The 24,581-nt window shown below is 57.0% G+C and carries 37 protein-coding genes; 18 read left to right on the top strand and 19 right to left on the bottom strand.

From position 1 onward, the window contains the following. Positions 1-232: 232 nt before the first annotated feature. Positions 233-421, top strand: coding sequence for a hypothetical protein (locus D8U69_RS24320; RefSeq protein WP_130908329.1), 189 nt, complete (start codon positions 233-235; stop codon positions 419-421). A 47-nt stretch (positions 422-468) separates the two neighbouring features. On the opposite strand, the gene D8U69_RS24315 is transcribed toward D8U69_RS24320, so the two are convergent. Beyond that, on the bottom strand, positions 469-1,071 hold the full coding sequence (locus D8U69_RS24315; protein ID WP_130908328.1) for a hypothetical protein: 603 nt from the start codon (positions 1,069-1,071) through the stop codon (positions 469-471). 107 nt (positions 1,072-1,178) lie between these two features. Between D8U69_RS24315 and D8U69_RS24310 the strand changes: the two genes are divergently transcribed. Next, entirely contained in the window at positions 1,179-1,439 is a 261-nt protein-coding gene (locus tag D8U69_RS24310; protein ID WP_130908327.1) for a hypothetical protein, read from the top strand. On the opposite strand, the gene D8U69_RS24305 is transcribed toward D8U69_RS24310, so the two are convergent. From D8U69_RS24305 to D8U69_RS24235, 15 genes are all read right to left on the bottom strand, one after another. Then, positions 1,436-1,747 carry a hypothetical protein gene (locus tag D8U69_RS24305; protein WP_130908326.1) on the bottom strand — a complete coding sequence of 104 codons (312 nt, stop codon included), beginning with the start codon at positions 1,745-1,747 and terminating at the stop codon, positions 1,436-1,438. The two genes, D8U69_RS24310 and D8U69_RS24305, sit on opposite strands and share 4 nt — an antisense overlap. An 81-nt stretch (positions 1,748-1,828) precedes the next feature. After that, positions 1,829-2,293, bottom strand: a complete 465-nt coding sequence (locus D8U69_RS24300; protein ID WP_130908325.1) for a hypothetical protein — start codon at positions 2,291-2,293, stop codon at positions 1,829-1,831. Next, complete coding sequence (locus D8U69_RS24295; protein ID WP_130908324.1) at positions 2,290-2,532, bottom strand: hypothetical protein; 243 nt, start codon at positions 2,530-2,532, stop codon at positions 2,290-2,292. Before D8U69_RS24295 ends, D8U69_RS24300 begins: the two co-directional genes overlap by 4 nt. Then, a complete protein-coding gene (locus tag D8U69_RS24290; RefSeq protein WP_130908323.1) occupies positions 2,529-4,166 on the bottom strand; it encodes a YqaJ viral recombinase family protein in 1,638 nt (545 codons plus the stop codon). Before D8U69_RS24290 ends, D8U69_RS24295 begins: the two co-directional genes overlap by 4 nt. Next, complete coding sequence (gene bet, locus D8U69_RS24285) at positions 4,163-4,966, bottom strand: phage recombination protein Bet (RefSeq protein ID WP_130908341.1); 804 nt, start codon at positions 4,964-4,966, stop codon at positions 4,163-4,165. Before bet ends, D8U69_RS24290 begins: the two co-directional genes overlap by 4 nt. A 290-nt stretch (positions 4,967-5,256) precedes the next feature. Beyond that, complete coding sequence (locus D8U69_RS24280) at positions 5,257-5,451, bottom strand: hypothetical protein (protein WP_130908322.1); 195 nt, start codon at positions 5,449-5,451, stop codon at positions 5,257-5,259. Further along, positions 5,448-5,639, bottom strand: coding sequence for a hypothetical protein (locus D8U69_RS24275; RefSeq protein ID WP_130908321.1), 192 nt, complete (start codon positions 5,637-5,639; stop codon positions 5,448-5,450). The genes D8U69_RS24280 and D8U69_RS24275 overlap by 4 nt, the downstream gene beginning before the upstream one ends. After that, on the bottom strand, positions 5,636-6,058 hold the full coding sequence (locus tag D8U69_RS24270) for a hypothetical protein (protein WP_130908320.1): 423 nt from the start codon (positions 6,056-6,058) through the stop codon (positions 5,636-5,638). Before D8U69_RS24270 ends, D8U69_RS24275 begins: the two co-directional genes overlap by 4 nt. Positions 6,059-6,650: 592 nt before the next feature. Beyond that, the gene (locus D8U69_RS24265; RefSeq protein WP_130908319.1) at positions 6,651-6,845 is read right to left on the bottom strand and encodes a hypothetical protein; all 195 of its coding nucleotides are present in this window, start codon (positions 6,843-6,845) and stop codon (positions 6,651-6,653) included. A gap of 449 nt (positions 6,846-7,294) precedes the next feature. Further along, positions 7,295-7,546 (bottom strand): DUF1654 domain-containing protein, encoded by a 252-nt coding sequence (locus tag D8U69_RS24260; protein WP_241668686.1) that lies wholly within the window; start codon positions 7,544-7,546, stop codon positions 7,295-7,297. Between the two features lie 155 nt (positions 7,547-7,701). Continuing rightward, on the bottom strand, positions 7,702-8,214 hold the full coding sequence (locus D8U69_RS24255; protein WP_130908317.1) for a hypothetical protein: 513 nt from the start codon (positions 8,212-8,214) through the stop codon (positions 7,702-7,704). Positions 8,215-8,366: 152 nt separating this feature from the next. After that, positions 8,367-9,245 carry a DNA adenine methylase gene (locus tag D8U69_RS24250; RefSeq protein ID WP_130908316.1) on the bottom strand — a complete coding sequence of 293 codons (879 nt, stop codon included), beginning with the start codon at positions 9,243-9,245 and terminating at the stop codon, positions 8,367-8,369. A gap of 65 nt (positions 9,246-9,310) precedes the next feature. After that, positions 9,311-11,071 (bottom strand): ATP-binding protein, encoded by a 1,761-nt coding sequence (locus D8U69_RS24245; RefSeq protein ID WP_130908315.1) that lies wholly within the window; start codon positions 11,069-11,071, stop codon positions 9,311-9,313. A gap of 73 nt (positions 11,072-11,144) precedes the next feature. After that, positions 11,145-11,384 (bottom strand): hypothetical protein, encoded by a 240-nt coding sequence (locus D8U69_RS24240; RefSeq protein ID WP_130908314.1) that lies wholly within the window; start codon positions 11,382-11,384, stop codon positions 11,145-11,147. Between the two features lie 13 nt (positions 11,385-11,397). After that, complete coding sequence (locus D8U69_RS24235; RefSeq protein ID WP_130908313.1) at positions 11,398-12,057, bottom strand: XRE family transcriptional regulator; 660 nt, start codon at positions 12,055-12,057, stop codon at positions 11,398-11,400. A gap of 109 nt (positions 12,058-12,166) precedes the next feature. Here D8U69_RS24235 and D8U69_RS24230 point away from each other — a divergent pair, with 109 nt between their 5' ends. The 9 genes from D8U69_RS24230 (at position 12,167) to D8U69_RS24190 (ending at position 17,555) form a co-directional block, all read left to right on the top strand. Then, entirely contained in the window at positions 12,167-12,346 is a 180-nt protein-coding gene (locus tag D8U69_RS24230; protein WP_130908312.1) for a Cro/CI family transcriptional regulator, read from the top strand. Between the two features lie 295 nt (positions 12,347-12,641). Further along, the gene (locus tag D8U69_RS24225) at positions 12,642-13,064 is read left to right on the top strand and encodes a phage regulatory CII family protein (protein ID WP_130905324.1); all 423 of its coding nucleotides are present in this window, start codon (positions 12,642-12,644) and stop codon (positions 13,062-13,064) included. 149 nt (positions 13,065-13,213) lie between these two features. Continuing rightward, complete coding sequence (locus D8U69_RS24220) at positions 13,214-13,936, top strand: Rha family transcriptional regulator (protein ID WP_130908340.1); 723 nt, start codon at positions 13,214-13,216, stop codon at positions 13,934-13,936. Between the two features lies 1 nt (position 13,937). Further along, positions 13,938-14,909: a phage replication protein gene (locus D8U69_RS24215; protein ID WP_130908311.1), complete on the top strand. Its 972-nt coding sequence runs from the start codon at positions 13,938-13,940 to the stop codon at positions 14,907-14,909. After that, positions 14,896-15,693: a hypothetical protein gene (locus D8U69_RS24210; protein ID WP_130908310.1), complete on the top strand. Its 798-nt coding sequence runs from the start codon at positions 14,896-14,898 to the stop codon at positions 15,691-15,693. Before D8U69_RS24215 ends, D8U69_RS24210 begins: the two co-directional genes overlap by 14 nt. Next, positions 15,690-15,947, top strand: a complete 258-nt coding sequence (locus D8U69_RS24205) for a hypothetical protein (protein WP_130908309.1) — start codon at positions 15,690-15,692, stop codon at positions 15,945-15,947. Before D8U69_RS24210 ends, D8U69_RS24205 begins: the two co-directional genes overlap by 4 nt. Continuing rightward, positions 15,944-16,414 (top strand): hypothetical protein, encoded by a 471-nt coding sequence (locus D8U69_RS24200; RefSeq protein ID WP_130908308.1) that lies wholly within the window; start codon positions 15,944-15,946, stop codon positions 16,412-16,414. The genes D8U69_RS24205 and D8U69_RS24200 overlap by 4 nt, the downstream gene beginning before the upstream one ends. Further along, positions 16,411-17,013, top strand: coding sequence for a recombination protein NinG (locus D8U69_RS24195; protein ID WP_130908307.1), 603 nt, complete (start codon positions 16,411-16,413; stop codon positions 17,011-17,013). The genes D8U69_RS24200 and D8U69_RS24195 overlap by 4 nt, the downstream gene beginning before the upstream one ends. Then, the gene (locus D8U69_RS24190; protein ID WP_130908306.1) at positions 17,010-17,555 is read left to right on the top strand and encodes a hypothetical protein; all 546 of its coding nucleotides are present in this window, start codon (positions 17,010-17,012) and stop codon (positions 17,553-17,555) included. Before D8U69_RS24195 ends, D8U69_RS24190 begins: the two co-directional genes overlap by 4 nt. A 306-nt stretch (positions 17,556-17,861) precedes the next feature. Here D8U69_RS24190 and D8U69_RS24185 read toward each other — a convergent pair whose 3' ends face one another. Both D8U69_RS24185 and D8U69_RS29875 read right to left on the bottom strand, forming a co-directional pair. Beyond that, positions 17,862-18,101 carry a hypothetical protein gene (locus D8U69_RS24185; RefSeq protein ID WP_130908305.1) on the bottom strand — a complete coding sequence of 80 codons (240 nt, stop codon included), beginning with the start codon at positions 18,099-18,101 and terminating at the stop codon, positions 17,862-17,864. Positions 18,102-18,105: 4 nt separating this feature from the next. Next, the gene (locus D8U69_RS29875; RefSeq protein ID WP_130908304.1) at positions 18,106-18,354 is read right to left on the bottom strand and encodes a DUF6555 family protein; all 249 of its coding nucleotides are present in this window, start codon (positions 18,352-18,354) and stop codon (positions 18,106-18,108) included. 238 nt (positions 18,355-18,592) lie between these two features. Here D8U69_RS29875 and D8U69_RS24175 point away from each other — a divergent pair, with 238 nt between their 5' ends. Both D8U69_RS24175 and D8U69_RS24170 read left to right on the top strand, forming a co-directional pair. Beyond that, positions 18,593-18,919, top strand: coding sequence for an MFS transporter (locus D8U69_RS24175; RefSeq protein WP_130908303.1), 327 nt, complete (start codon positions 18,593-18,595; stop codon positions 18,917-18,919). Continuing rightward, a complete protein-coding gene (locus D8U69_RS24170; protein ID WP_130908302.1) occupies positions 18,916-19,311 on the top strand; it encodes a hypothetical protein in 396 nt (131 codons plus the stop codon). The genes D8U69_RS24175 and D8U69_RS24170 overlap by 4 nt, the downstream gene beginning before the upstream one ends. A gap of 77 nt (positions 19,312-19,388) precedes the next feature. Here D8U69_RS24170 and D8U69_RS24165 read toward each other — a convergent pair whose 3' ends face one another. Beyond that, positions 19,389-19,577, bottom strand: a complete 189-nt coding sequence (locus D8U69_RS24165; protein WP_130908301.1) for a hypothetical protein — start codon at positions 19,575-19,577, stop codon at positions 19,389-19,391. Positions 19,578-19,647: 70 nt separating this feature from the next. Between D8U69_RS24165 and D8U69_RS24160 the strand changes: the two genes are divergently transcribed. The 5 genes from D8U69_RS24160 to D8U69_RS24140 are packed head-to-tail and all read left to right on the top strand — an operon-like array spanning position 19,648 to position 24,571. Then, entirely contained in the window at positions 19,648-20,271 is a 624-nt protein-coding gene (locus D8U69_RS24160) for a putative metallopeptidase (RefSeq protein WP_130908300.1), read from the top strand. Between the two features lie 30 nt (positions 20,272-20,301). Further along, on the top strand, positions 20,302-20,763 hold the full coding sequence (locus D8U69_RS24155; protein ID WP_130905310.1) for a DUF2280 domain-containing protein: 462 nt from the start codon (positions 20,302-20,304) through the stop codon (positions 20,761-20,763). Beyond that, positions 20,750-22,051 (top strand): terminase family protein, encoded by a 1,302-nt coding sequence (locus tag D8U69_RS24150; protein ID WP_130908299.1) that lies wholly within the window; start codon positions 20,750-20,752, stop codon positions 22,049-22,051. The genes D8U69_RS24155 and D8U69_RS24150 overlap by 14 nt, the downstream gene beginning before the upstream one ends. Further along, positions 22,048-23,508 carry a DUF4055 domain-containing protein gene (locus D8U69_RS24145; RefSeq protein WP_130908298.1) on the top strand — a complete coding sequence of 487 codons (1,461 nt, stop codon included), beginning with the start codon at positions 22,048-22,050 and terminating at the stop codon, positions 23,506-23,508. The genes D8U69_RS24150 and D8U69_RS24145 overlap by 4 nt, the downstream gene beginning before the upstream one ends. Beyond that, on the top strand, positions 23,483-24,571 hold the full coding sequence (locus tag D8U69_RS24140) for a minor capsid protein (protein ID WP_130908297.1): 1,089 nt from the start codon (positions 23,483-23,485) through the stop codon (positions 24,569-24,571). The genes D8U69_RS24145 and D8U69_RS24140 overlap by 26 nt, the downstream gene beginning before the upstream one ends. The last annotated feature ends 10 nt before the right edge of the window (positions 24,572-24,581 follow it).

Here is a 24,581-nt window from a genome sequence, read left to right as displayed (position 1 = left end):
GGATTGCGCATACTGCGGTTTAGAAATGGATTTCGTTCCCGATAACGACAGGCAGCGATTTGAGATCGAGTGTGAGCATTGCCACAAAATCAACATAGTCAGTTGGAGAGTTTGGGCTGAGGGCGTTTGGTACACCGGGATTAAGCACGAATGAAGCAGGCGCGCCGATTGGCTTAATTCATGGAACTGGCATATGCCCTCCCTATACGGAGCGGGATAAGGGAGAAGATCGATGAAGTTGGAATGTCCCAAGTGCGAGCAGCCACTGGTTGTTGAAAGATCGGAACTGCTCAAGCGCGATGATCAGCTCGCCGGAAGTAGGTGCGCAGCATGTGGTGTCGTGCTTCTCGACAAAGATATCAGCGAGGCCATTAAGAAAGCGTTGGGTGTGCTTCTCGGACGTCAGCTTTCGGAACAATAAAGGATGCGAGCCCCGCGGCTGACCTCGCCGGCTGGCGTGTGGCCGGATCAGGCGGTGATGCGCTCGCCGATCACGGTGGTGGTGAACTGAACGGTGTACTCGGTGACCAGCTCGAATTCGCCGCCGCAGGTATCACAGCTCATGCTCTTGTCGCCGTAATCTTCCGCCTCGATGTGGATCACTGTTGCGCAATGCGGGCACTTGCATTCGTCTTGGCAGCGATAATCCCACTCGTCGTAGTCAGACTCAGCGACCTTGGCCAGCGCTTTGGCTTTCGCAACGGCGTCTTCTGCGTCCTGACATGGTTTGCAGGTGAAGCCTTCTGGATGGCCCCACGGTGTTTCCGCCAGCTTCGAGCGGTGGGTGCCGCACAGCCGACAAACGTTGTGTTTGTCGCACACCGAGTAGCTGTACTTCTCACCGGTTCCGTTGCATTTAGCGCACCCGGATACCCAGTACCAAGCACCATCGATACGCTCGGCGTAAAGGCCGTTTTCCGGGGGCAACAGGCTGACTTCAGGCAGGTCAGTAGAGGTTCGGTGAAATCGGTGATGATCCTTCCCGTTCCAAACGTTGAGGCTGCCGTTACGCTGGCGCTGTGTCCACTCGCCCGGGATCTCCGGGATCAGGATCTTGGTGTTCTTGTCCATGGATTATCTCCAATCAGGCGCCCCCCTCCGTGACCGGTGGTGGCAATTTGGTTTGGGTTGGGGTATTACGGGTGACCGACACGGGGTCGGGTCATGGAGAGAGGTTCATGCAAACACAAGGCATTGTCGGAGCAATCAATCGCAGTAGGGGTATGGTGGGCATCTGGGTCGATGAGCAGGGCGGATATACAGTTATCGAAATGCTCTCTTCTCACCCTATTGAGGTTGGCGATGAGATAGTGTGGTCGGATGGTTACACTATGGGATCATGTAGCTACCGAAACGTCACGAAGGGCTGGGTTACAGACGTTTATGTGCAGAACCACGATGTCAGTACTGCCAGCCTGAGACAGCAGCTTCTCGCTTAATCTTCTCGACCAATACGAAGCGCCTCGCGATCGAATGCCAGCTTCAATTTCTGCGACACGTTTTCGGGTATCACGTATTCGTGTCGCGGAGGTTCGAGCAGGGGCAGGGCGCCGCCCGGGCCCAGCCCATGCAGGTGGTGAATCATTAGCGTGATCGCTTCGCCCTGTTCCTCGATGCCGCTCCAAGCCATCAGGTCAGCAAGGGCTTGGCGCGTACCGGGCAGACAGTGCAGCCTGATTTCCTCTTCGCCGCGGCTCTTCTTCTTCGCCGCGGCTTTCGCTGACCTTTCCGCGTTGCTCTTGGCCATGGCCTGCCTCTTCAATTCCGTGGGCCGGTATATCCAGCCATGTCTGTCGTCGGCGCTGGCGCACTTGGTTACCGATGCGCCTCATGCGGCGACCTTTACTTGATGCCAGGCCCCGGCTGCATAGAACAGCTTCGCGGCCTGCGCTTCTTCAAGCGTTACCTCTGCAGGAACAGCGATCCAACCAGACGCCACCAAGTGGTTTGGGTTGCAGCTGTTTCGCAGCTCCAGGTAGTAATGCTCGATGGCATCCGTCAGGCGCTCAACCTTGTAGATGCCCACCGGCGATATCTCCACCGATTTAACGTACTCAACGCCGCGCTCGTCCCGACACATGGCACTGATGTAGATCGTCCAGCAGTAGGAGAAATCGAACAGTGCGTTGGCAATGGCCAGGCTCCGGATCTGCCGGCAGTTCTTCCAGTTCGCCATGATCTGCGCGCCGCTGGGGTCAATGTTCACCACCGCAACGTGGTTGGTGTTGAGCAACGCCCGGCAGCTGCGTTCTGCCCGGGCGAAGCTGTTGTTGGGTTTGCGTTTCGACTTCATAGCGAGTCCGCCATTTTGCGCAGCGCCTTTCGCTCAGCGGCCGATATCGGCTTCGGCCGTCGCTTGAGGACCGTTTCAGGGTCTACCCAGTCGCGTCGCGCAGGCTTAGGCTTCATCCGCGCGGTTGGCAGGTCATGATAGTTGCTGCCGGGGCGAGTCAAGTAGTCCGCTACCGCAGCCTCGATTCGGTCTGACTCCGTTTGTTTTGCTCGAACTGCGTTGAGGTTGAGGCTGATCATGCGGCCGCCTTAACCAGCCTCACGCCGGCCATGCTGAAGTTTTGGCCCTGGTCAGCCACCATCGCATCAAGCGCTTCCCAATTGACGGTCAGCACGGAGATAGGCGCCTGCCCATAGGCCACAGCTTTGACCAGATCTAATAGGTCGAATACTTCGGCCTGAAGAGTCAGCGCCTGATGCGTTGATGCGGTTACCGACTTGGGTGTCGTTTGTGCTGCCGATGCGGATTTGATTGGAGCTGGAGTCACAACCGGGGCGGGCTCAGCGACAGACTCGATGACTTGCTTCGCCTTGGCCTCATCCTCGATTCGTTGCAGTTCTTCTTTCCGAATGCGCTCGCGCTGTGCTTCGGCTTTCGCTTCCTCCTCCTTCTTGTGCTCTGCGATTCGAACCTTGATCAGCGCGACCAGGTCGTCATTGGCTTTCATGACCAGTTGCTGAGCGTCTACGAAGAGGAACGCGTGATCGGCTGCCAATGTGCGCATGCTTTCGAGGTTCAGACGGATGCCGTCAGCGGTTTGGCTGGCGTCGATTTTTGCCCGGGCCAGCTCGGTATCGACCGCATCCTGCAGGCTGGCAATGGTGCGCTTGTTCTTCATGGCGCCCGCGAAGTCTGCGGCCACCGTTGGCAGGGTAACGTTGCCTAGGGTTTTGTTAATCGCTGTGATGTGATCAGTCAGCGCCTGTTCGGCTTTCTGCTTGATGTTGGTCTTTACCAGAAGCTCCTGAGCCTTCACCAACTTGTCGACCTTCAGACGAGTTTCCCGGGCGTGCTTGCTGATGCGGTCCAGCGAGCAGAACAGCTCGTCGATGGTCTGGGTTTGCGAGAGCGCCTGTTTCTTTGCCGCCATGACAGCGTCCTCAACGTCTCCGCACCACTTCACGGCTTTTTTCGCGTCCGCGAAGTCTTGGTCGGTTGTCAGCGCGGTTTTCACCGAGTCGATGACGGCCAGAGCCGACTGCTCGAACACTTTCAGGTTGCTGGCGGTAACCATGCCGGTCAGCTCGATGCGCAGCGCTGGCAACTCGTCCGGAGCCTTGCCGACAACTATTGAAGGGGCGTCCGGAACTTCGTGGCCGGAAAGATCGGCCTCGAACTGTTTCCAGCCTTCGACCAACTGACCAGCACGACCGGCGACCGGGCGATATTCCATGCTGACGAAGTTTTCGGCGGTGCCGTCAGAGCACACAAAGATCACGCGCTCGGCGCCGCTCACCAGCAGCTGCTGCTCAAGCTGCCAATAGTAGTGAGGGGACAAGTCTTCGGCGTGCACCTGGGCGACCAACGATTCGTTCCAGAGCTTATGCTCGAACAACGTCTCGCCGAGCATCGTCGCGCCGTCCATCGAGGCGAGCATGTTGCCCGATGTGCCAACGACCGGGTACAGCTCTTCGCCAATCATTGCCTCGACCAATGGCCGGGCCAGCGCTTCGGTTGCGTGACCTTTGTCGAAGATGTGCTGCTGCGATGGAGTAACCTCCGGTGCAATGCCGGTCTTCTTCAGCGTCAGCAGATCGGTGCGGGTTTGATACTTCGAGGCGCCCATCATTGCCGGCGCTTCGGATGCGGTGAAGTGCTGGCTGCGCAGGGCATGCCACTCGGCGGAGCCTTGAGCTACGTTATGAATTTTCATGCTTGATCTCCGTCGAGGGCTTTCAGGTTGGCGATTTTTTCTTTTTGCGCGTCGCTCAGCGTGTACTTGCTGCTGATGGTCGCGATCAGGTGTTCGGGACTGGTACGGCCCGCATCAATCAACGGCTGCCATTTAATGAGGTTCTCATCGAGCAGGTCGTCCTGGTAGGTGGGCAATGCTTCCGGCTCGGGCTGAGCTTGCTGCTGGGGGCTAATGTCGCGCGCCGCTTCCTCGAAGGACTTGCCTTCCATTTCGTCGGCGGTTGGGGCTGATCCGACTTCGGGGAATGCTTTGCGCAGAGCCTGAGCTTCGGCGCATTTGGCGAGCTGGGCAAAAGCCCGGCGCTTCCACATGGCATTCGGCGCGACGGTGTCTTTTCCGGCCGTTGCATAGTTCTCCATCCAGCGCTCGCTTGCGGTGAACTCGGCAACAAGCCCGTTTGACATCTGCCGCTTCACCGTGACCCGGCACCATTCCGGATAGGTGACTTCGACGCCTGCCAACTTCGTGGTAACCGATGGCCCGAACTCAGGGTCGCTGATGCCGGCGTATTGCCCGGTTCTTGCTGCCTGAATGCGGTAAAGGCCGATCCCCGGCATTACCACGTCGACCATGCCGCGGCCCTTCTGGTAGACCGGAACGATGTGAACCGGCTTCAGCATCGGGTCCAAGTGCGCGGCCTGGCAGTAGGCCAAGACCATTACGACCGAGTTACGAGCAGCTCCCGGGTAGAGGCTGCCACTCAAAACCTCGACAAGTGCTGACTCGGACATGGCCGGCTCTTGGTCGACCTGTTTCATTAGTGCGGACATGGGGAATCCTTGCCGCGATGTACGCAGCGTTTAAAGATGTGAGTTATTGGGTGGCGCGGTCAGCCAGAGCGCTGAGCAACATCAGAAAGGAGAGGGTGGTGATTGCAGAGAACGATCCGCGCCAGATCAAAACGCGGCGCGTCCACTGGCGGCTGGTCATCGAAACACCCGGTAGGTGGTCGAGTGCGGTACCTGGCAAACGCCAGACGAATTACGCGCTTCGGTGTAAATGGCAATCGCGGAAACAAGCAGGGTTGCAAGAGCCCAGTAGGCAAGCTTCATGGTCGAACCCTCACCGCGATTCGTCTGCCTTTCATGGTTGGGGCCAAGCGCTGGGGAAGGTTTGCCACCAGCTCATCTCGCTGACGCCCAATCACCTCGTTGAAGGGAAGTCCGAAACCGAGCAAAGCGATCTTGCGCTCGATGTCGTCGAGCTGTTCGTCGATGAGCGATTTCACGAGTGGTGTACTCATGCAGCCTCCATGCGCTGTCGACTGATCTTCAGCAGACGGGCGCTGTAGTGGTGGAATTCTTCGGCGGTGATATCACCAGCAGTGAAGTGTCGGACGATCAGTCCCTCGGTGAGGCTGTCGTCGATATCCCAGTTGCCGGGATGCTCAAGGGTTTCCAGCGACTGATCTATGGCGATATGCGGGCTCATAGTTTAGCGTCCTCGGACTGGGCGATCAGCGCATCATCTGCGAGCGGCTCCAGAAGGGTTTCGGCGATCTCGCCAAGCTTGCCCAGCGGGTGGTCGCTATTGCCGAGTAGTTCAGCTACAGCGGTCTTGTCCGAGCTTCCATTCGCTGCAGTAATAAGCAGCCAACCGAGCGCCGGTGTATGAACCTCACTGTCAGCAAGTCGGTTGTTCACGTATTCATCCACTGCCAAGGCGAACTCCTCAGCAGTCACGCCCTGTGGAGCATGCATTCGGCGCTGAAAGAACACATTGTTGCCGCGCAGCAACTCTTCAGCCGCGTTGTAAATCCATTCCGCCCGAGCGTCATCTTGCGGGCTTTCGCTCACTGGAGGCGGCAGGCGACGTTCAAGTCTCAATTGAGCAAGCTGTAATGGGTTCATGACCGCCTCCAGAGGGCGAGGTGGAGTAGGCGAGGGCCGCCCATCCGTTTTAAGCATATGGACCGCGGGCCATTAGGCGCGCTCCACTTTTCAGATAAGCGATGCAGGGGGCCGCATTGCGCGGTACAGAATCATCCGCATCGGGGTGTGATCTGGCCGGTGCTGATCTCCGGCTCAAGCGGTAGGTTGTCCCTGTTTCAATAGGCTGGGTCAGAACCACTGATTTGTCCTGCTTTGTACCTTCGCGCATCAGCCTGCGCATTCAGATCACACTCCGATGCGGCCTGGTGCTGGGGAGTACCAGGGCATCGGGCCGTCTTTCCGGCTGTCACCCCTAGCCTTACGGGGTTCGCAGCTTTCTTGATTTGGCTCATTTGCTAAGCCTTCGCTCATACGGAGCGAAACGAACACTGCTTTGGAGTGCCCACAAAGTCCGTATTGTCCGACGGTCGTGGCGGAGGCGGCTTAATCCCCGCTCTGGATTCGGTGAGGCTCCGCCATCCCGCTGCCCACTCAGTGAATGGGCAGAAGTGATGTTTTCTGGTCAGTTGTCATCTAGCGGTTTACAACTCATTTCCCGGACTTCATCAGCTCAAGCGTGGTGATCGCTGAGTTGTAGCCGCGCACCCATTCCGCTGGCTTGCCGCGCATCCCTGAGCTTGATGATTGCCTCGGCAATGACCAAATTCCTTTCCGCTTCGTACTTCTTCCGCCAGTTGATAGGCGGCTTTTTCGGTGTCGCGTGACGCCTTTTGAAGCCAGCGATGTACTCTTGTGCTGTAGCCATTTCTCTTCCCTCGAACCGTCAAGTCTTGCTTGTCAGTTGATTTCCCGTCTGGCCCTGTTTCCAAGGCCAGCCAGTGAAATCTGTTTTCCATTCCATGCGCGGCGCCGCGGTTTCCCCACCTGGCCGGCGTCACACATTTCGTGTTCGGTGTTCTTCGCCGGCTGGCTTGCATGGTTTGGCGTCCTCCCATATGGGGAGTCCGGCAGGTTCCAGAGCCTGCATGGAGATCGAAATTTGTGTTTCGCGCTGTGCCCGTTTCCGGGGATCGATCCGCGAAGATTCTTGACTGTTAAAGAGCGGCGCGGCTTTCGCTGCTGGCCGGCGATGTTCATTGCTGGCTTGAGATGAATTTAAGCAAGCTGAAATCAGCGTGTCAAGCATGCTTAATAAATAAATTCAGATTGCTGAAATTCGTAGGCGATAAAAAGCCCGCTCAATGGCGGGCTCATTTATGCGTCGCAGTATTCTCGCCAGCCGATCCTGACAGTGCCGCCCTCCAGGATCTCGACCCGGACGCCAGAGGTCTCGCCGATCTCATCCAGTAGGCGCTGCCAGTCCTCTGGTGATTCGTGATCCAGCCTTGCCACTGTAACCGCCTGTACCTTTTGAATGCTTGGAGCGGCGATCAGGGCTTGCAGGCGGCGGCCTGCCGCTTCATAGGAAGAGGACGATTTCGATGTGGTAAATGCTGGACTGGGCACGTGGAGCTCCTTACTTATACTGTTTGTATATACAGTATTTGTGTTGATCAGCATTGGCAAGCACAGTAATGCATTAGTGCATATATTTTGTGAGAGGCTGTCTCTTAGGCGTAAAAAAGCCCGCGTTTGGCGGGCTTGGGTGCTGTGTGTAAAGGTCAGTTAGAAAACTTCACCTCAGTCGCGAGGGCTTCCTTCGCGGCCTGGTACGCGGATTTGGCTTGCTGGTCTGTGGTGCGATACGGGCTCATTGAGGTGAGATAGGCCGACCATTTCGCATATAGGTCCTTGCTCAGCTCTGCTTGTTTCGCTGGCACCTTGGCGGCTTTCAGTCGATTCACTGCCTCGTCACCCTGTGCCCTGGCATGCTTGAAGCATTCCATAAGCGAATTGCTGTACTCGGCGATCAACGGGCGATTGTTATACCGAACCGCATAGCTACCCGTCGTGGCTTCAAGATCACACTGCCATGCCGGGAGATCCAGCTGCCGAGAGAAGTTGACGGCCTCAGGTGACTTTGGGTCATATTTGAAGTCAATAGGCTTGAACAAATGTGGCGACTTGGCAGGGGCTGCAGCTGCCGGCGCAAACGAAGTTCTTTTCTGCGGAGCTGCGCAACCAACCAAGGCTATCGTTAAAGCAGCAAACAGGGTGCAGGTTTTCAAATGCATGGTATCCCTCCCTTAATTGAGCCAGCATTTTACCACCCGTGGCTTGTCGCCATCATTGTCGAGAGGAAGGGGAGAGGAGTCCGCTCAGTGGCGGACTGGGGTTCAGATCGAGGGAGGGCAGAAACAAGCTTGGCGCTGGGCCGAGCTGCAAATCAGGCTGCGACGGTGGCTCTGGGGATTTTCGCATCAGGTACGGAAATGCCTTCTTTGAAAAACATAACCTCATCGCCCACATATCTCGCTTGAGCGGTGTAGTGCAGGCCGTAACTCAGCGCCTCGTTCCGGCTGTACATCTCGCAGATTTCTGGTGCGCTATCGTATGAGACCACCCATGGCCTTTCGAAGCTTGGCGATTGCAATAACTGAGCAATTTGTAAATGGTCATCATGCTTGTAGAAGTTACGATACAAGCCGCGCCCTTTAACGTAGTAGGGCGGGTCGAGGTAGATCAGCGACTGTTCGGGCAAAAAATCAACCGCGCGGCTGAGCAAGAGAAAAGCGTCCTCGCAATATACCGAAATACTCCCTGCATTCAGCGCGATTCGTTCAAGCCGAGCGGCGATCATCTCTTTGCTGAAGCGAGCGTCAAGCTTGTAAGCGCCAGTCTGCGCCTTTCCTCCAATCACGCCCCCTTTGAGAATGCCGGAGCGATTAGTGCGGTTCACGAAGAGAGTAGCGAAGCCTCTCTCGGCAAGCGAGAGATTCGGATCTTGGGAAAGCATCACCGATCGCCAGTAATGCCACTGATCCATCGAGATTGGAGTGTCATGGAGCAGTCTGAGCATGTTTTCGGGGTCGCTTGTTGCAGCCGACCAAAATGCGTGGACAGCAGGGTCTAGATCGTTGATGTGGGCATGGGTTGCATGGCCGTCAAAAAGAAGCTCAAGAGCCACGCCAGCGCCGCCGGCGAAGGGCTCAAGGTAGTGGCCGCTTTCCAAGCTGTTAGCCCGCATCACCTCCGCAATGAAAGGCGCAAAGCGAGCCTTTCCGCCAGGGTAGCGCAAGGGGCTGTATAGCTTGTTGGAGTACATTTTGATCTCGTCCTTTGAGGCATGCGAGCCTCAGTTTAGCGGCGCGCAGTATACTTGGCCAGCTTTCAAAATGAGAGCTTCGCGGTGTGAATAGCCGCTTCGACGAGCTCAGCCTCGAACGCATCCACGAGTTCTTGGTGCTCCGAAAGCCAGAGCTCCACCATCTGCCAGTCTTTGATGATTTCAAGCCTCTCGTTCCACCAGCGTTTTGCCGGCTCACGCTTGGATATGTCCGTATTGCCTTTGAGAAGGTGTTCTTTCAATTGGTCGCTGGTTATCCCATTGGCCGCCAAAGCAGTGCGAGCGTTGGGAAAATATTGGTTATTTGCGGCAAGGATTTTGGCAAATTCGTAAATAGTGCGTTCTGGCGAAAAGCTAGAGCCGGTAGTATCTTTTGCTCCGGGTAACTTCACAATATTTTTAAGTTTCCCCGATCCTTTTTTTACTGATGCATCAGCGTCCACCACGATAAGCACTGTCTTGAAGTAAGGGTCGAACGATTGCAATCCTTGCAAATTATTACAGCCTACGGAAATGGGTATTGGTTTGAGGTTTGCGCCGCAAGCAGATTTAACTTTTCGCTTAAGTTTTGATGTTAACAACGTCACCAGGAAGAAATTTGCTTCAGCGTCCTCAAGATAGACTTTTAAATGCCTCGGCTTTTCCTTTATTGGCTTTATGGGTTTGGGCGGAATAAGCAACATGTCATTGCGTATGGCTTGTATGGACGGATCTAGCAGTACGCGGGGCTGAACAGTATCGGTTAAATATACAATAGAGTCCATGGCGACCCCGTTGCCGCCTATTGGGTTGTTTTCAGGGTGAGCAGCCTCGATCAAGCAAAGAGAGTGCGTGGTTGCGACAACCTGTATTCGCAATTTCTTGGCATGGTTCCCTATGGCCGAAATAAGCCTTTGCTGCGCATGGGGATGGAATCCCGCGTCGAGTTCATCAATGACCATCAAGCCGCCCGGGTATTGTGACCACTCTCTGGCAAGCTTCCTGAACGAGGCGAAGGCTGTCGCTATGGCGCTTAGGCTGTCCTGCCCGAGTGATACACTTTTGGGGCTATGACCATACTCAGGATGTTTTGCGATTTTATTTGTGCCTTGGATCGATTGGGTGGTTATGACTTTTCCTGCCTCTGCAGCGTCCCCTAGCCCGATTACACTGGAAATAAAGTCCGCTATGAAAGCAGCGTCAGACGCATCTATAGCTGTATCAATTAAGCTAACTATTTTTTCCGGATCACTTTCGCCAATCGGTATCATGCGTGTCATGCCGAGATATATCGTCGGCAGAGGCACCTTGGCTGCCACCCCTATATTGATTTCGTGCTCTTCTTGAACAAAATCGCTATCTGGTCTATTTCTTGGTACTACCCTGGCCTCTAGCCGAGTGGTCTCGCCATCGCTATTTACGACGGTTCGTTTTGATAGGGCGCACCGCTTCTGCATTAGAACTGCGTTAATTTCATATTCGAGTATAGGATTTGGAAGGGTGTCGGCATTTTGGTGAAAAAGAAACTCCGTCTCGTAATCGATATGAATTATCTCATTCAGCAAGCCCCTGAAAAGTTTCCCCGTATAGCTACTGTACTTTCTAGCGGTGAGGCCGGATCCATTGGCCACCAAGGCCAGAATAGTTGACTTGCCTATCCCATTGTGTCCGGCGATCAGCGTAATACGCGGTGCAAACTCTATCGTAAGATCTTTGAGTTTCCTGAAGGGAGGCTGCTCTATTGCAAGGCTCTTCACTGTAATTTGCTGAAGACCTGTATCTGCTTGAGAAGCGAGTTTCTTCTTGCTTGAATGACGAGGCGCCATGGTCTTCCCTGAAATTATCGACTGCTATCTGGGGTATTTTAATTAGTGTTGTAGTAATGAAGAGTCGCAAAGATCATCCAGAGTCGGCCCTGATGATTCGGCCACCTCTAACCTCTTCCGCATACCCTGCCAGCTTGTTCTCAGCCTCCTGAAATCCGGCAGCGATCCGCAGCAGTTCTTTGGCCTCATCCTCATGCCCGGCCTCTGACAGCTTCCCTGCAGCCTGCATCAGATCGACTCCTGACCATTCGAGCAGGGCCGCAGCTTCTTTTAGATCGCGGCGCAATTGTTGGTTAGGTTTGGTAAGGGCCATGGCGCCGTCCAGCTCAGTAGTGAAACTTCTGTGTTGCTTGCACTACGACGCCAACTATCCGGCAGTTTTCATCAAAGACTTCGGTCGGGTATCCAGGGTTGAGCGGCTTCAGATAGAGCTTTCCGCCATCGCTGACCAGCTTCTTGAAGGTCGCCTCGTTGCTGTCTGGAAGTTTGGCTACAACAAGCTTGCCTGGCGCCGCTTCTACTTCGGTATCCACAAGGATCAGTGAGCCCTGGGCAATGCTTGTACCTACCGGCGATGTCATCGAGTCGCCTTTGACTTCAAGCCAGAACGCCGGGCCTTTCGAGTTGTATTCGGAAAACTCGTAGCGATCCGATATGCCTGCAGGGTAGGGCTCTACAGCCTCGGCCCAGGAGCCAGCCGATACCCAACTGATCACTGGATAGCGGAAGCTCCGAGAAGGCTGCTCAGTCATCGAGACGTTGGGCTCTGGCGCCTCCTGCTCCGCACCCTCACCAATAGCAAGCCACTCTGCTCTGAAGCCAGTCGCTTTTGCCAAGGCGTAGAGATTCTCTGGCCGGAGGCTTTTGCTCTCGCCAGTGATCCATTGAGTGACAGCAGAGTTCGCGACGCCGCACAGCGCCGCAATTTCGCCCTTCTTTTTCCCGCTGAGCTGTATAGCTCGGGCAATACGTTCGTGTCTTTCCATGGACCCAATATTAAGTTAACTGAATTTAAGCATGCAGTAGTCGCAAAACTACGTTGACTCATTAAATTAAGCATGCTGAAATTGCGTAAAGCTCGAACGAGGATGCGCAATGAATACGCATGAAGTAGCCGAATTCTTCGGCAACAAAACAAAGCTGGCACTGGCGCTGGGCATCCGGCCGAGCGCAGTGACCATGTGGGGGGAAACCATTCCCGAATCCCGTCAGTACCAGATCCAAGTCCTTTCCAAGGGCAAGTTCAAGGCGATCAAAAAACAGCAGGCCGCCTAACTCAATTTTGCTCGCCTCGATGCGAGCAAGACGGTTGCGCGCTCAAAGCCGCGTAACTCATCAGAGCAAAGATGATCTCGCAGAGGGTCAGCGACCCGCTCGAACGCAGGCCACAGCCTGAGTTGAGACGACAAGGGAAGGGTGGAAGCCAAGGCAGCCACCAGGCAGCAAAGGGCGGCTATCTCGCCTTGTAATTCGGAGTGAGTGGTCATGGATGCGTCCCTGATCAGTTGATGACCAGATCATCGCTTTGTTGGCGTAAAGCCACCACGGAAACAAATTTGAGGTTTTACGAATGGAAGATTTTCTGCGGGCCTGCCAAAGCGCTGTTCTGGATAACGAAGCCAAAGCACTGGCGGCAAAGATGGGTGTGTCGCACGTTGGCCTGCTCCAGCGTGCCAACCCAGACAACGATGCTCACCACCTGACCGTGGAGCATTTGTTCGGAATCTTGCTGCACACCGGCGACATGCGGCCTCTGGCTACGCTCGCAAATGAATTCGGCTTCGACCTGGTCGCCAAGTCTGCTCCTAAGCCTCAGGCACTCACCAAATCGCTCATCAATGTCGGCAAGGAAGTGGCCGATTTGACTATCGCCGTGCACGAAGCGCTCGGCGACGACCATGTCAGCACCTTCGAAAAATCTTTGATTCGCCAAGAGATCAACCACGTCCGGCAAAGCCTGGACGTGATGGATGCATCGGTGAAGGCCGCCTGAATCCCAGGCACAAAAAAGCCGGGATTGCGCCCCGGCTAATTCGATACCACTCAATGAGGCGGATTATGCAGAGCCAACCCAATTCAAGCAATACCTCGACCAATGTCGCGACACGTTTTGTTAATTCTGAAAACGTGTCGCGTACCACGATGTCTTCCCGCGAGATCGCCAACGTCACCGGTAAGCGGCACGCTAACGTGAAGCGCGACATCACCGGGATGCTGAAAGAACTGAAATCAGATGTACTCAGTTTTGAGCACATCTATTTGGATGGCCAGAACCGCGAGCAGGTCGAATACATGCTTGATCGCGAGCACACCGACTGCCTGCTCACCGGCTATAGCGCGCCGATGCGCATGAAGGTGATTCGCCGGTGGCGCGAGCTTGAACAGCAGCAGGGCGCCCGCGAGCAGGTTCTGCTCAATGGCACAAAGGTCGTCGGCGAGATCGCCATCATGGAGTGCTTCACGCGCCTGCTGAAGCCCGCCCAGTCCTGCCAGATGGCAATGCTGACTAAGATCGCACAGAACAACGGCCTGGACCCAAAATTTCTACCAGGCTACGCCGTCGACGCGGCGCCTGATGCGGCCGGCGGCTCATCGATGTCCACCAAGTCGGCCACGGCCTTGCTGAAAGACAATGGCATCCGTATTGCGCCGGCGGCGTTCAACCGTGCACTGGCGGCGAAAGGCTTCCTCAAGCAGCTCCAACGCAAAAACTCCAAGCAGGAGACGGTCGACTTCTGGTCGGTGACTGAGCAGGGCCTTCGTTTTGGCAAGAATTTGACCAATCCTCAATCCCCCCGCGAGACGCAGCCTTACTGGTACGTCGATCGCTTCCTCGAGTTGGCCAAATTGGTCGGGAAGGCCTGATATGCAATTCACCGTCACGATCAACCAGGTGAAGGCGCTGGAGTGGGGGCTGAACTCCCAGCAGGCCCTGCTGTTCGCCTTCGTCTATGGCTGCCCGAGCTGGACCAAGCCAATCAAGACGGACGATGGGATCTTCTTCGCGCTGAGCAAGGCCAAGATCATCGAGGAGCTGCCGCTGCTCACTGACAAGCCGGACACCGCTTACCGCATGCTGAAGGCCCTGGAAGAGGCCGGTTTGATTGAGCTTTCCAGCACCTCGAACATCACGCTGTTTCGCCTGACCGAGAAGGCGATCGAGTGGAATCAGAAGCTTGATGGGTCGGAAAAATATCCGACCCCTCCAGTGAACAAGGGTCGAAAAAAAATCCGGTCTACCTCGGAAAAAAATCCGAGCAAGGTCGGAGAAAAATCCGAGGCAGGGTCGGAAAAATCTCCGACAAATCAGGATACTAATCATCAGGGTACCAATCAGGATACCAGTCAGGACTTGCAAGACGGACCGGACAAGCCGGCCCGCAACCTGGTGCTGGTGGTTGATCGCACCGACGGTCCCCGCGTGGAGATTCCCGCCGACATGCCGGGCCCCAAAGACCAGTCCTGCAAAACCTTCAAGGCCTGGGCGAACTACGCCATGGCCTACCGCAAACGCTACAGCACCTGGCCAGTGTGGAACGCCAAAGTCGGTGGCCAACTCGGCCAACTTGTTGACCGCCTCGGCGCCGATGTCGCGCATCACGTAGCTGCTCACTTCCTGAAGACCAGTGATGCAGCTGTCCTCCGCAAGTGCCACAGCCTCAACGAGCTGCTGGCCAACGCCGAGAGCTATCACACCCAGTGGGTAACCGGTCAGCGCATCAACGGTGCCACTGCGCGCCAGTTGGAGCGCACTGAGGCGAACGCATCGGCTGCCGAGCAGGCAGCGCAGATGGTTCTGGCCAAGCGCCAGGCGGGGGCACGCAATGAATACCTTTGAGATGAATGACCAGCAGGTTGCCGGCTTGGCGGCAGCGATCTGTGCCACCGCTGAGGCCATGGGCCAGGAGATGAACCCAGGTACTGCGGCAATGATGGCTGAAGACCTGTGCGCTTACTCCGTACCCGTCGTGAAGGCTGCGCTCAAGGCCTGCCGCTTCGAGGTGAAGGGCAAGCTGGCCATGGCCGATATCCTGCAGCGCGTTCAGGCCGCCGATGGCCGCCCGGGCAGAGACGAAGCCTGGGCGATCGCCATGACTTCGAACGACGAATTCGAAACCGTGGTGCTGACCGACGAAATTCAACTGGCGCTGGCCGCCGCGAAACCTGTCCTCGATGCTGGCGATAAGGTCGGCGCCCGCATGGCATTCAACAGCGCCTACGAGCGCCTGGTCGGCCAGGCCCGGGAGGACAACAAGCAGGTCAACTGGCACGTGTCTGTCGGCTTCGATGCCAATCGCCGTGTGCAGGCAATCAGTAAGGCCGCGCAGATGCAGCGGATCCCCCAGGAGCGCGCCCAGCAGTATCTGGCAGACCTGAGTGTCGAGCCAGTCACCGAGGATGGCCGGGCGCTGGCGGGTTTGATCACCGGCACCATAACCCGCCCGGCGCCGAAGCTGCGCGCCAAGCTCGCGGCCGTGAAGGATTCGATGCTCGCCATGCGGAGAGTGTCGGCCGAGAAAAAAACAGAACTACGCATCCTGGCAGCAAATGAGCTGGCTGATCGCCGTGCGCTGCTGGTTCAGCAGGCCGAACAATTGGAAGCAAGGAGGGCGGCGCAGTGACCATCGACAAACAGAAACTCCAGAAACTGCTGTGGAGTGAAGTCGCTTCCTGGAAGGCTGACTGTGGGGAGTGGAAGCAGAACGCAGAGGCGCTAGGTGAATTTCTCGGTGAGAAGACCGTGGAGGAAGTTGCGTTGGAACTGTTGGCAGAGAACAAGCGGCTGCGCGACTTCATTTCCGACATAAGCAGGACATCTGGTGACAAGGGTGCCGTCATGGGTGCGCGCCAATTGCTGAAGGAGTTCGGGCAATGACCGACAAGATCAGCGTCAACTGTCAGGCCAGGCTTACCCAGGCAATCACCCAACTGACCACCATGTTCCGCGAGAAGAAGTTCGTCGTGGTGTCGCTGCGCCCGGGCAAGGACCGCACGCTCGACCAGAACCGTCTCTGGTTCGCGATGTACAAGCGTATCGCCGAGATGACTCAGATCGGCGACGAGGCTGACGCTCGGCGGTACTGCAAGTTGCACATCGGCGTGCAGATCCTGCTGAACGAGGATGCCGGTTTTCAGGCGGAGTGGTATCGGATCATGCGCCATCTGTCCTACGAAACGAAGCTGGACATGATGGGCGAATGCCACTTGTTCGGTCCTGACGGCTTCCCGGTGACCAGCCTGTTCAACCGCTCCCAGGGCATTGCCTACACCGACCGCATTGTCACGCGCTTCGCCCCGCAGGGCGTGTACTTCGATGATCTGCTGAGCCAGGAGGCTGCATGAGTCTCACAGCAAGGAAGCCACGCCCGAAGAAATGCCGCGTTGAAACCTGTGGGGCCGCATTCGTCCCTGCGCGCCTAGGTCAGGCAGTTTGCAGCCCGGCGTGCGCAATGATCGATGCGCCGAAGAATCAGGAGAAAGCGCGCAAGGCCATCCATCAGCGCGAGCGCCGCGAGATCAAGGTCCGCAAAGAGAAACTGAAGAGTAGGGCGGAACACCTGCGGGAGGCCCAGGCCGCAGTGAATGAATTCGTCCGACTGCGCGATGCAGACCTGCCTTGCATCAGCTGCGATTCGATGCCGAACGACAACGACCTGATGACAGGCAGCCGCTGGGACGCCGGCCACTACCGGTCCGTCGGCGCCTGCCCGGAACTGCGATTCGAGCCGCTGAACATCCACCGCCAGTGCGTCAAGTGCAACCGCAACCTCTCCGGTAACGCGGTCGAGTACCGCATCCGGCTGGTGCAGCGCATCGGCGCCGAAACCGTGGCTTGGCTTGAAGGGCCTCATCCAGCCCGAAAGTTCACCGTAGAAGAAATCAAGGCTATCAAGGCCGAATACAGGTCAAAGACAAGAGAGCTGAAGGGGAGAGCGGCATGACATATCGAAACGTGATATCCGCAGTGGTTCGGGCGCTCGCCGCCGAAACTATCAACTCCGCCGGCGGCTGCGACTTCGAACCAAAGGTCCAATGCGCCAAACAGAAAGGGGAGATCGTCGGCAAGGAAGCGGCCTTTCTCCAAGATTGCTGGGTCTTCGGCCGCCTGCACAAATCGCTATCCGCTGCCCATTGGCGCGCGCTAGTGGCGAAGTACTCCACGCACACTGAACGCAAGCACGCAGCCATTGCTGAGCTGACGAAAGTCATGCGTTCGCCAGCGCCTGAGCGTTTCCTGCATTGCGCGGTAGTGACCTGGGCGCTGCCCAAACTGGCCGGTGTTGACGGAAAGCGGTCAACCAACGTGCTGCCCGCTGGCTGGTACGAGATGGACAACTGGTCGGACGAGCCGCACCCGATCAAGACTCAGGAGCGCTGGCGGCGAGACATCCGCAAGGCCCTGGAGCGTGAAGTTGATGAGGCGCTAGTGTGTGCTCAAACGCTGCTGGATGCTGATGAATTGATTGCAACAAAAGCCGCTTGACTGGCAATGAGCCAATGAGCCATTATCCACCCATCCTGTTATTCCTGCGTGTTTAGGACTGACAAAGAAAACCCGGCCACCGCGTCGGGTTTTTTTATGGCTGAAATTTACCTGTAGCCGGGGCAGCCTTCGGGACGGCCTGGACGTCGATAGCCGGATAGTGCGACGTACGGAATCAACACCGGCAGCCCGTGCACCCTGCACACCAATGCTTACAGGGTGGCGCGAGACTGGAACAGCGAGATCGATGCACCGGGGCGTCGACGCTGGGATGGTCTTTGGCGGACAGCGCGGAAAGACGCGCAATTATTTATTCATTTCACGCTTAATTTGCATCCATTCGCAGTATGCCTTCGTACGTTGGATATCCGCGCGCGCTTTAGCCTCGGCGAACCGATCCCATGTATCAGGGCAACTCTGATCGTATTCGATAATTTTATAAGCGGCGTCATCCAAAAGATCGGCCTGGCGAAACTGCTCAGTGTTAGCGGCGATCCGGGCATCCCAAACCTTTATGTCAGTAGGTGCGGCTGTACGTTTAGCCATTTGTTCACACCTCCTCCCAAGTGACCGCGGATGTCTCTCGCCACTTCACATCGGTGATACCGAACTTTTCCGCCATCGGCTTCGTAAAGCGTTTCAAGGGGGGGCGCCCTGGTTTTGGTATTGGAGCGATGCCAGCGTCACAGCTCGCCCATTGCCAAGCCTCCGCATTATTCATCAGCTTCGAGCGGATGATGAAGGACCTTGGCTCTCCATAGATTCTGTACTCAATTACGTAAATATCGACATTGCTCACGAATATTGCTCCGTCCTGGTCCATGAATAAGTGATATTTGGTATTGAGAAAGATTCAAAAAATTGTCTGACAATTCGTAATGGGCTGATTTGGCTCATTTTTACGAGAAATCAGCACCTATTCAGGGCTTCTGCATTAGCAGGTGCCTTTTCGTTTTCGCCTCCCCACACCCACTGCTTTGAGCTGGGAGTGCTGCTGGAGCTGATTCAATTCAAGTCATGCCAACGGAGTCGAGCGCATGGAGTATTTTCACCGCCTGCTCGACAAACTCGACTGGGCTATTGCGGGCCTCGTTGGGGCCGTCGTTGCAAGCTGGTGGCATCGCGAAGACCTGACAGACCGAAAGGCCTGGCTCATCTTCCTGTGCACCGGCGCTGCGTGTGCACACTACCTGACCGGAATGGTCAGCGCGTACTTCAGCATCATCGAGCCGCGTAGCGTTGCTGGAGTTGGCTTTCTGCTAGGCACCTTCGGGGGGTCGCTAATTGCCGCGATCACCCGTGCGATCAAAGCCGCCGACCTCTGGGCTTTCATCCGATCCAAGTTCGGGGGGGGCGCCCCATGATCTATGAACACATCACAGGCTATGCCGCTGGCGTCATTGCCATGTGGGCCACCTGGTGCGTGCTGAGTGGGAAGGTTCGTGATGGAGTGCTGGGTAAGTTCATCTACGCGGTGATCGCCTTCAGCGGCTATGCGATCCTTGCTCGCCCTGAGCGGATGTTCACCAGTTCAGGCGCTGCCGAGGCAACCCTGTATCTAGCGTTGGCCACCGCGGGCGTCCGGCATTGGTTCGTCGCCACCTATTGGGGCTGGGTCAAGGCCTGGATCTGCCGCAATCTCAATTGCGAACACTGCCTGCACTGCGACATGCGTCCTAAGAGTCAGCAGGTTGAACGCAGGGAAGGGCGTGAGCAAGTAGGTCTTACCGAACACGATTCACCGCGTAAATCATAGGTCGCGACACAATTTACGAATGCGCAAAACGTGTCGCGACATTTGTGATAGGCGCAGTGACTGATCAGCGCGCACCCCTACGATTCGTTGTACTCACGATAAAGTTGCTCTAATGCTTGACTGTACTCATCGCCGGTTAACTTGGCCTTGAGTGCTGTAATCGTTTGCTGCGCACTCTCCTCAGCAAGCGCGCCGCTTTTATTTAACCGCGCAGCCCATTCTTTAGCGGCCTGTAGTACCAACTCTTCGTTTATGCGGTCAATCATTTTTCCATTCCTCTATGACCGATCAGACGCTAACCATAAACCCAATCGTCGTGAATGAGGCTGCGGACTGATGAAGCGTCCATATCCTCCGGAATCACTACTTGAGTTGTTGGGCCTATCCGATATTCACATCCGTCTCACTCCCGCGCCAGAAGTGTGGGAGTGGCTCAAGACCGAGATCCTCGCCGACACCGGCAGCATTCACAACGAAGATCATGCCCACCTGCTGGATGCAGACATCCGGATCATGTGGGCGTCTTCCGCCATCGAGAAGCAAGGACGCACGGTTCTGGGTCAAGCCGAACAGGTAGCGTTCCGCGCCGGTGGTTGGCAGAAAGCCCGCATGGAACAACAGATGCGTGATTGGTTCGGCGAAGTGCCGGCGTTCATCATCACCCTGGCTGCCGATTACTGCTCCCAGTGCAGCGACCTTGACTTCTGCGCTTTGATCGAACATGAGCTGTATCACCTGGCTCACGCGACCGACAAATACGGTCAGCCAGCATTCACCCAGGACGGCGCACCGAAGATCAAGCTGCAGGGACATGACGTTGAAGAGTTCGTCGGTGTCGTCCGCCGCTATGGTGCGAGTGCTGACGTGCAGGTGCTGGTGGATGCAGCAAACAAGCCCGCCGAGGTGGGGAAATTGAACATTGCGAGGGCCTGCGGAACCTGTCTGCTCAAGTCGGCCTGACTTTGACAGTACTTTGACGGATGCCCATTTATGGCCGCACTCAGAGACGAGGTGAAAGCCTTTGTAGTACAGGCACTCGCCTGCTTTGACACGCCATCGCAAGTTGTTGCGTCGGTCAAAGAGCGATTCGGTCTCGATGTCACTCGCCAACAGTGCGAAGCGTACGACCCGACGAAATACGTAGGGCGCAACCTGCATGCGAAGTGGCAGACCCTGTTTCACGACACCCGTAAGCGGTTTCGTGAAGAGACAGCGGAGATCCCGATTGCTAACAGAGCGTTCCGCCTTCGTGCCATGAGTCGATTTGTGGAGAAGGCCGAGACGATGAAGAACATCGGCCTGGCAATGCAAATTCTGGAGCAGGCCGCGAAGGAGGTCGGCGACATCTATGTCAACCGCAACCGGAAAGACGAGCCCGACGACGAGCCGGCGATACCGACCCGTATCCAGGTTGATGTAGTGGATGCGAGGAAACCGAATGCCGAGCCTTAACGTTCCGCAGTCGCAGTTCCTTCTGTTGCCCCACAAGTTTCGCGCTTTCGTTGCTGGCTTCGGCTCAGGGAAGACCTGGGTGGGCTGCTCGGCACTTAGCAAGCATTTCATGGAGTGGCCGGGTGTCAACGCGGGTTACTTCGCGCCGACCTACCCGCAGATTCGCGACATCTTCTATCCGACGATGGAGGAAGTGGCGTACGACTGGGGGCTGAAGACCAAGATTAACCAAGCGAACCATGAGGTTCACATATACAGCGGCCGGCAGTATCGCGGCACGGTGATCTGTCGCTCGATGGAAAAGCCCCAGACAATCGTCGGCTTCAAAATTGGCCACGCCCTGGTGGATGAACTGGACGTGCTGACGTCGCTGAAGGCTCAGCAGGCCTGGCGCAAGATCATTGCCCGGATGCGCTACAACCTGCCCGGGCTTAAGAACGGCGTGGATGTGACCACGACGCCGGAAGGGTTCAAATTTGTCTTCCTCCAGTTCGTAAAGCAGCTGCGTGATAAGCCGGCGCTGAAGGAAATGTACGGGCTAATTCAGGCCAGCACGTTCGACAACGAACTCAACCTGCCAGACGACTACATCGCATCGCTGATGGAGTCATACCCCGAGCAACTGATCCGCGCTTACCTCAATGGTCAGTTCGTCAACCTGACCTCCGGCTCGATCTATCACGCATACGACCGCAAGCTGAACCAGTGCTTTGACACTGTGCAGCCAGGCGAGCCTCTTTTCATCGGCATGGACTTCAACGTCGGCAAGATGGCGGCGATCACCCACGTCAAACGCGACCAGGGTCTGCCGCGCGCGGTGGATGAGTTGATGGATGGCTACGACACACCGGACATGATTCGCCGCATCAAGGAGCGCTACTGGCGGCACAACGGCAACGACTTCGAGAAAACCTGCGAGATCCGGATTTATCCGGACGCCTCGGGGGACTCAAGGAAGTCGGTCAACGCGAGCGTCACGGACCTGGCGATGCTTAAGCAGGCCGGCTTCGCAGTCATCGCACCGGCGGCAAACCCACCGGTGAAGGATCGAATAAACGCGATGAACGCCATGTTCTGCAATGCGCAGGGCGAGCGGCGTTACCTGGTCAATCCATTTACCTGCCCGACTTATGCAGACGGCCTTGAGCAGCAAATCTGGGCGTCCAACGGCGAGCCAGACAAGAGCCAGGGCAATGACCACGCCAACGACGGCGGTGGTTACTTCATCCACCGCGAGTACCCGATCGTGAAGCCGGTCACCTCAATGAAAATGGGAGTCGCCCGATGACGGACGTCACTTTTACCCGTCCCGAGTACGACGCGGCGCAGTACCGCTGGCGCTTGGTGCGCGACGTCTGCAAAGGATCGGAAACCATCAAGGCTGCTGGCGACCGATATCTGCCGCGACCGAACGCATCGGACGCTAGCCAGGACAACCGGGACCGCTACGATGCGTACAAGAAGCGCGCTGTGTTCTACAACGCCACGGGCCGGACGAAGCACAGTCTTGTTGGCGCGGTGTTCCGCACCTGGCCGACGCTTACTGTTCCAGGCGCTCTCGACTACGTCTCGAAGGACATCGACGGGCAGGGCGTGAGCATCTACCAGCAGTCTCAGTCGGTCATTGGGCATCTGCTCGAAGTCGGCCGCCACGGGCTGCTGGTCGATTACGCGGCTGTCCAGGCCGGCACTGTGAGCAAGGCGGACGAACAGGCAGGAAGAGCTCGGGCGAACGTCGCCAGTTACCCGGCCGAGGCCATCATCAACTGGAAGACTCGTCAGGTCGGTGGCCAGCACCTGCTGTGCCTCGTCGTTCTGCGCGAGACGGTTGACGTCGATACCGATGACGGCTTTGGTAGTGAGCAGGTCGTCCAATACCGCGTGCTTCGCCTGGATGCCGCCGGCGTCTATACGCAAGAGATATGGGAGCAGGGCTCCAGTCAGACGGCAATGACCATCGCGCCCTTCGCACCATTGAATGGCCTGGGTCAGCCGTGGCGAATCATTCCGTTCCAGTTTCTGGGCAGTGAGAACAACGACACCACGGTCGACGACTCGCCGCTGTACGACATGGCCGAAGTGAATATCGGGCATTACCGCAACAGCGCTGACTATGAGGAAGCGGCTTACCTGGTAGGCCAGCCTCAGCCGTGGATGGCGGGGCTCGATGAGCAGTGGCGCGACCACATGGAAAAGAACGGCATTTTCCTTGGCTCCCGCGCGCCGTGGCTCTTGCCAGTCAGTGGCACATGTGGCGTATGGCAGGCTCAGCCGAACACCGTGGCAAAAGAGGCCATGGACGCCAAGAAAGAGGACATGGTGTCGCTCGGCGCCCGGTTGATCGAACGGGGCAGTGCGGTGAAGACCGCAACCCAGGCTGACAACGACAGCGCCGCCGAACATAGTGTCCTGTCCCTCGTGGTCAGCAACGTCAGCGAGGCATACAGCCAGTGCCTGGTCTGGATGGCCGAGTTCGTGAACGCCACGGGGGAAACCCTCTACAAGCTCAATCAGGACTTCAGCCAGATCACCCTGGATGCGACGATTCTTGCCGCGCTGTTTAATGCGGTGCAGGGCGGCAAACTGCCGGCCGGGGACTTCTGGCAGTACCTGCGCGATCGCGGTGTTATCGATCCCGAGAAGACCGACGACCAGATCCGAGATGAGCTGGAAACCGAGAATCCCGGCCCCGACCTGGATGACGACGAGGTAACCCCGAATGGCGGCAAACCAAGCGATCCTTGATGCCACGATTCGGCACGCCGTCTTCCTCGAGCAATTGAAATCCGGAGAGGTTGCGAAGTTCGGGCCTTTCCTCAAGGAGATCGACCGCTCAATTCGTGAGCGGCTGACCCGGGCCGACCTGACGGATTACACCGTCGCTCGGCTGGAGCGGCTGCTGAGCGAAGTCGACAGCCTGCTGCTGGGCATCTTCGATCGGTACAGCGAGAAGCTGAATCTTGACCTGGTGGACATCGCCAATTACGAGGCTGAGTTTGAAGCGACCAGCCTGAACCGAGCGGCGCCGGTGGGTGTGTCGTTCGACGCGGCGGTACCAGGTGCAGCTGCCATCCGGGCAGCCATCCTCACCAATCCGCTGAGCGTGCGCGGTGCCGACGGCGGCAAGCTGCTCGAATCGTTCATAGAGGGATTCACCAGTACCGAGCGGCAACGCCTCACCGGTGCAATCCGGCAGGGCTTCTTCGAGGGCCAGACCAACTTCCAGATCATCAAGAACATTCGCGGCACCAAGGCGCTGAAGTACAACGACGGCATCCTGGCCACGACCAACCGAAACGCCGGCGCGATCGTCCGTACGGCGGTGCAGCACGTCGCCACCCAGGCGCGCATGGAGACGCTGAGAGAGAATTCCGATGTCGTGCAGTCGGTGGAGTGGGTCAGCACTCTGGACACGAAGACGACCAGCCAGTGCCGGACGCTCGACAAGCGCCGGTTCAAGCTGGCTGAGGGGCCCCGGCCACCGATTCACATCAACTGCCGCTCGACGGTGGTGGCGGTGACTCGCTTCAGCGCGCTGTTCGCCAAAGACGCCACGCGGGCATCCATCGGTGACGGTGGCGCGCAGCAGGTGAGGGCGGACCTCAGCTATTACGACTGGCTCAAGCAGCAGCCGGCAGCATTTCAAGACAAGGCGATCGGCCCGGTCCGGGCAAAGCTCTTTCGCGAAGGCGGCCTGACCATCGAGCGCTTCGCCGAGCTGCAGCTCGATCGCAACTTTTCACCTCTGACCCTGGTGCAGATGAAGGCTGTAGAGCCTCTGGCGTTCGAGCGGGCGGGCATCAAATAACCTGGAGATC

The organism is Pseudomonas sp. Sample_16, from assembly GCF_004307665.1.
GTDB lineage: Bacteria > Pseudomonadota > Gammaproteobacteria > Pseudomonadales > Pseudomonadaceae > Aquipseudomonas.
This window is presented reverse-complemented; position numbering and strand designations above follow the sequence as displayed.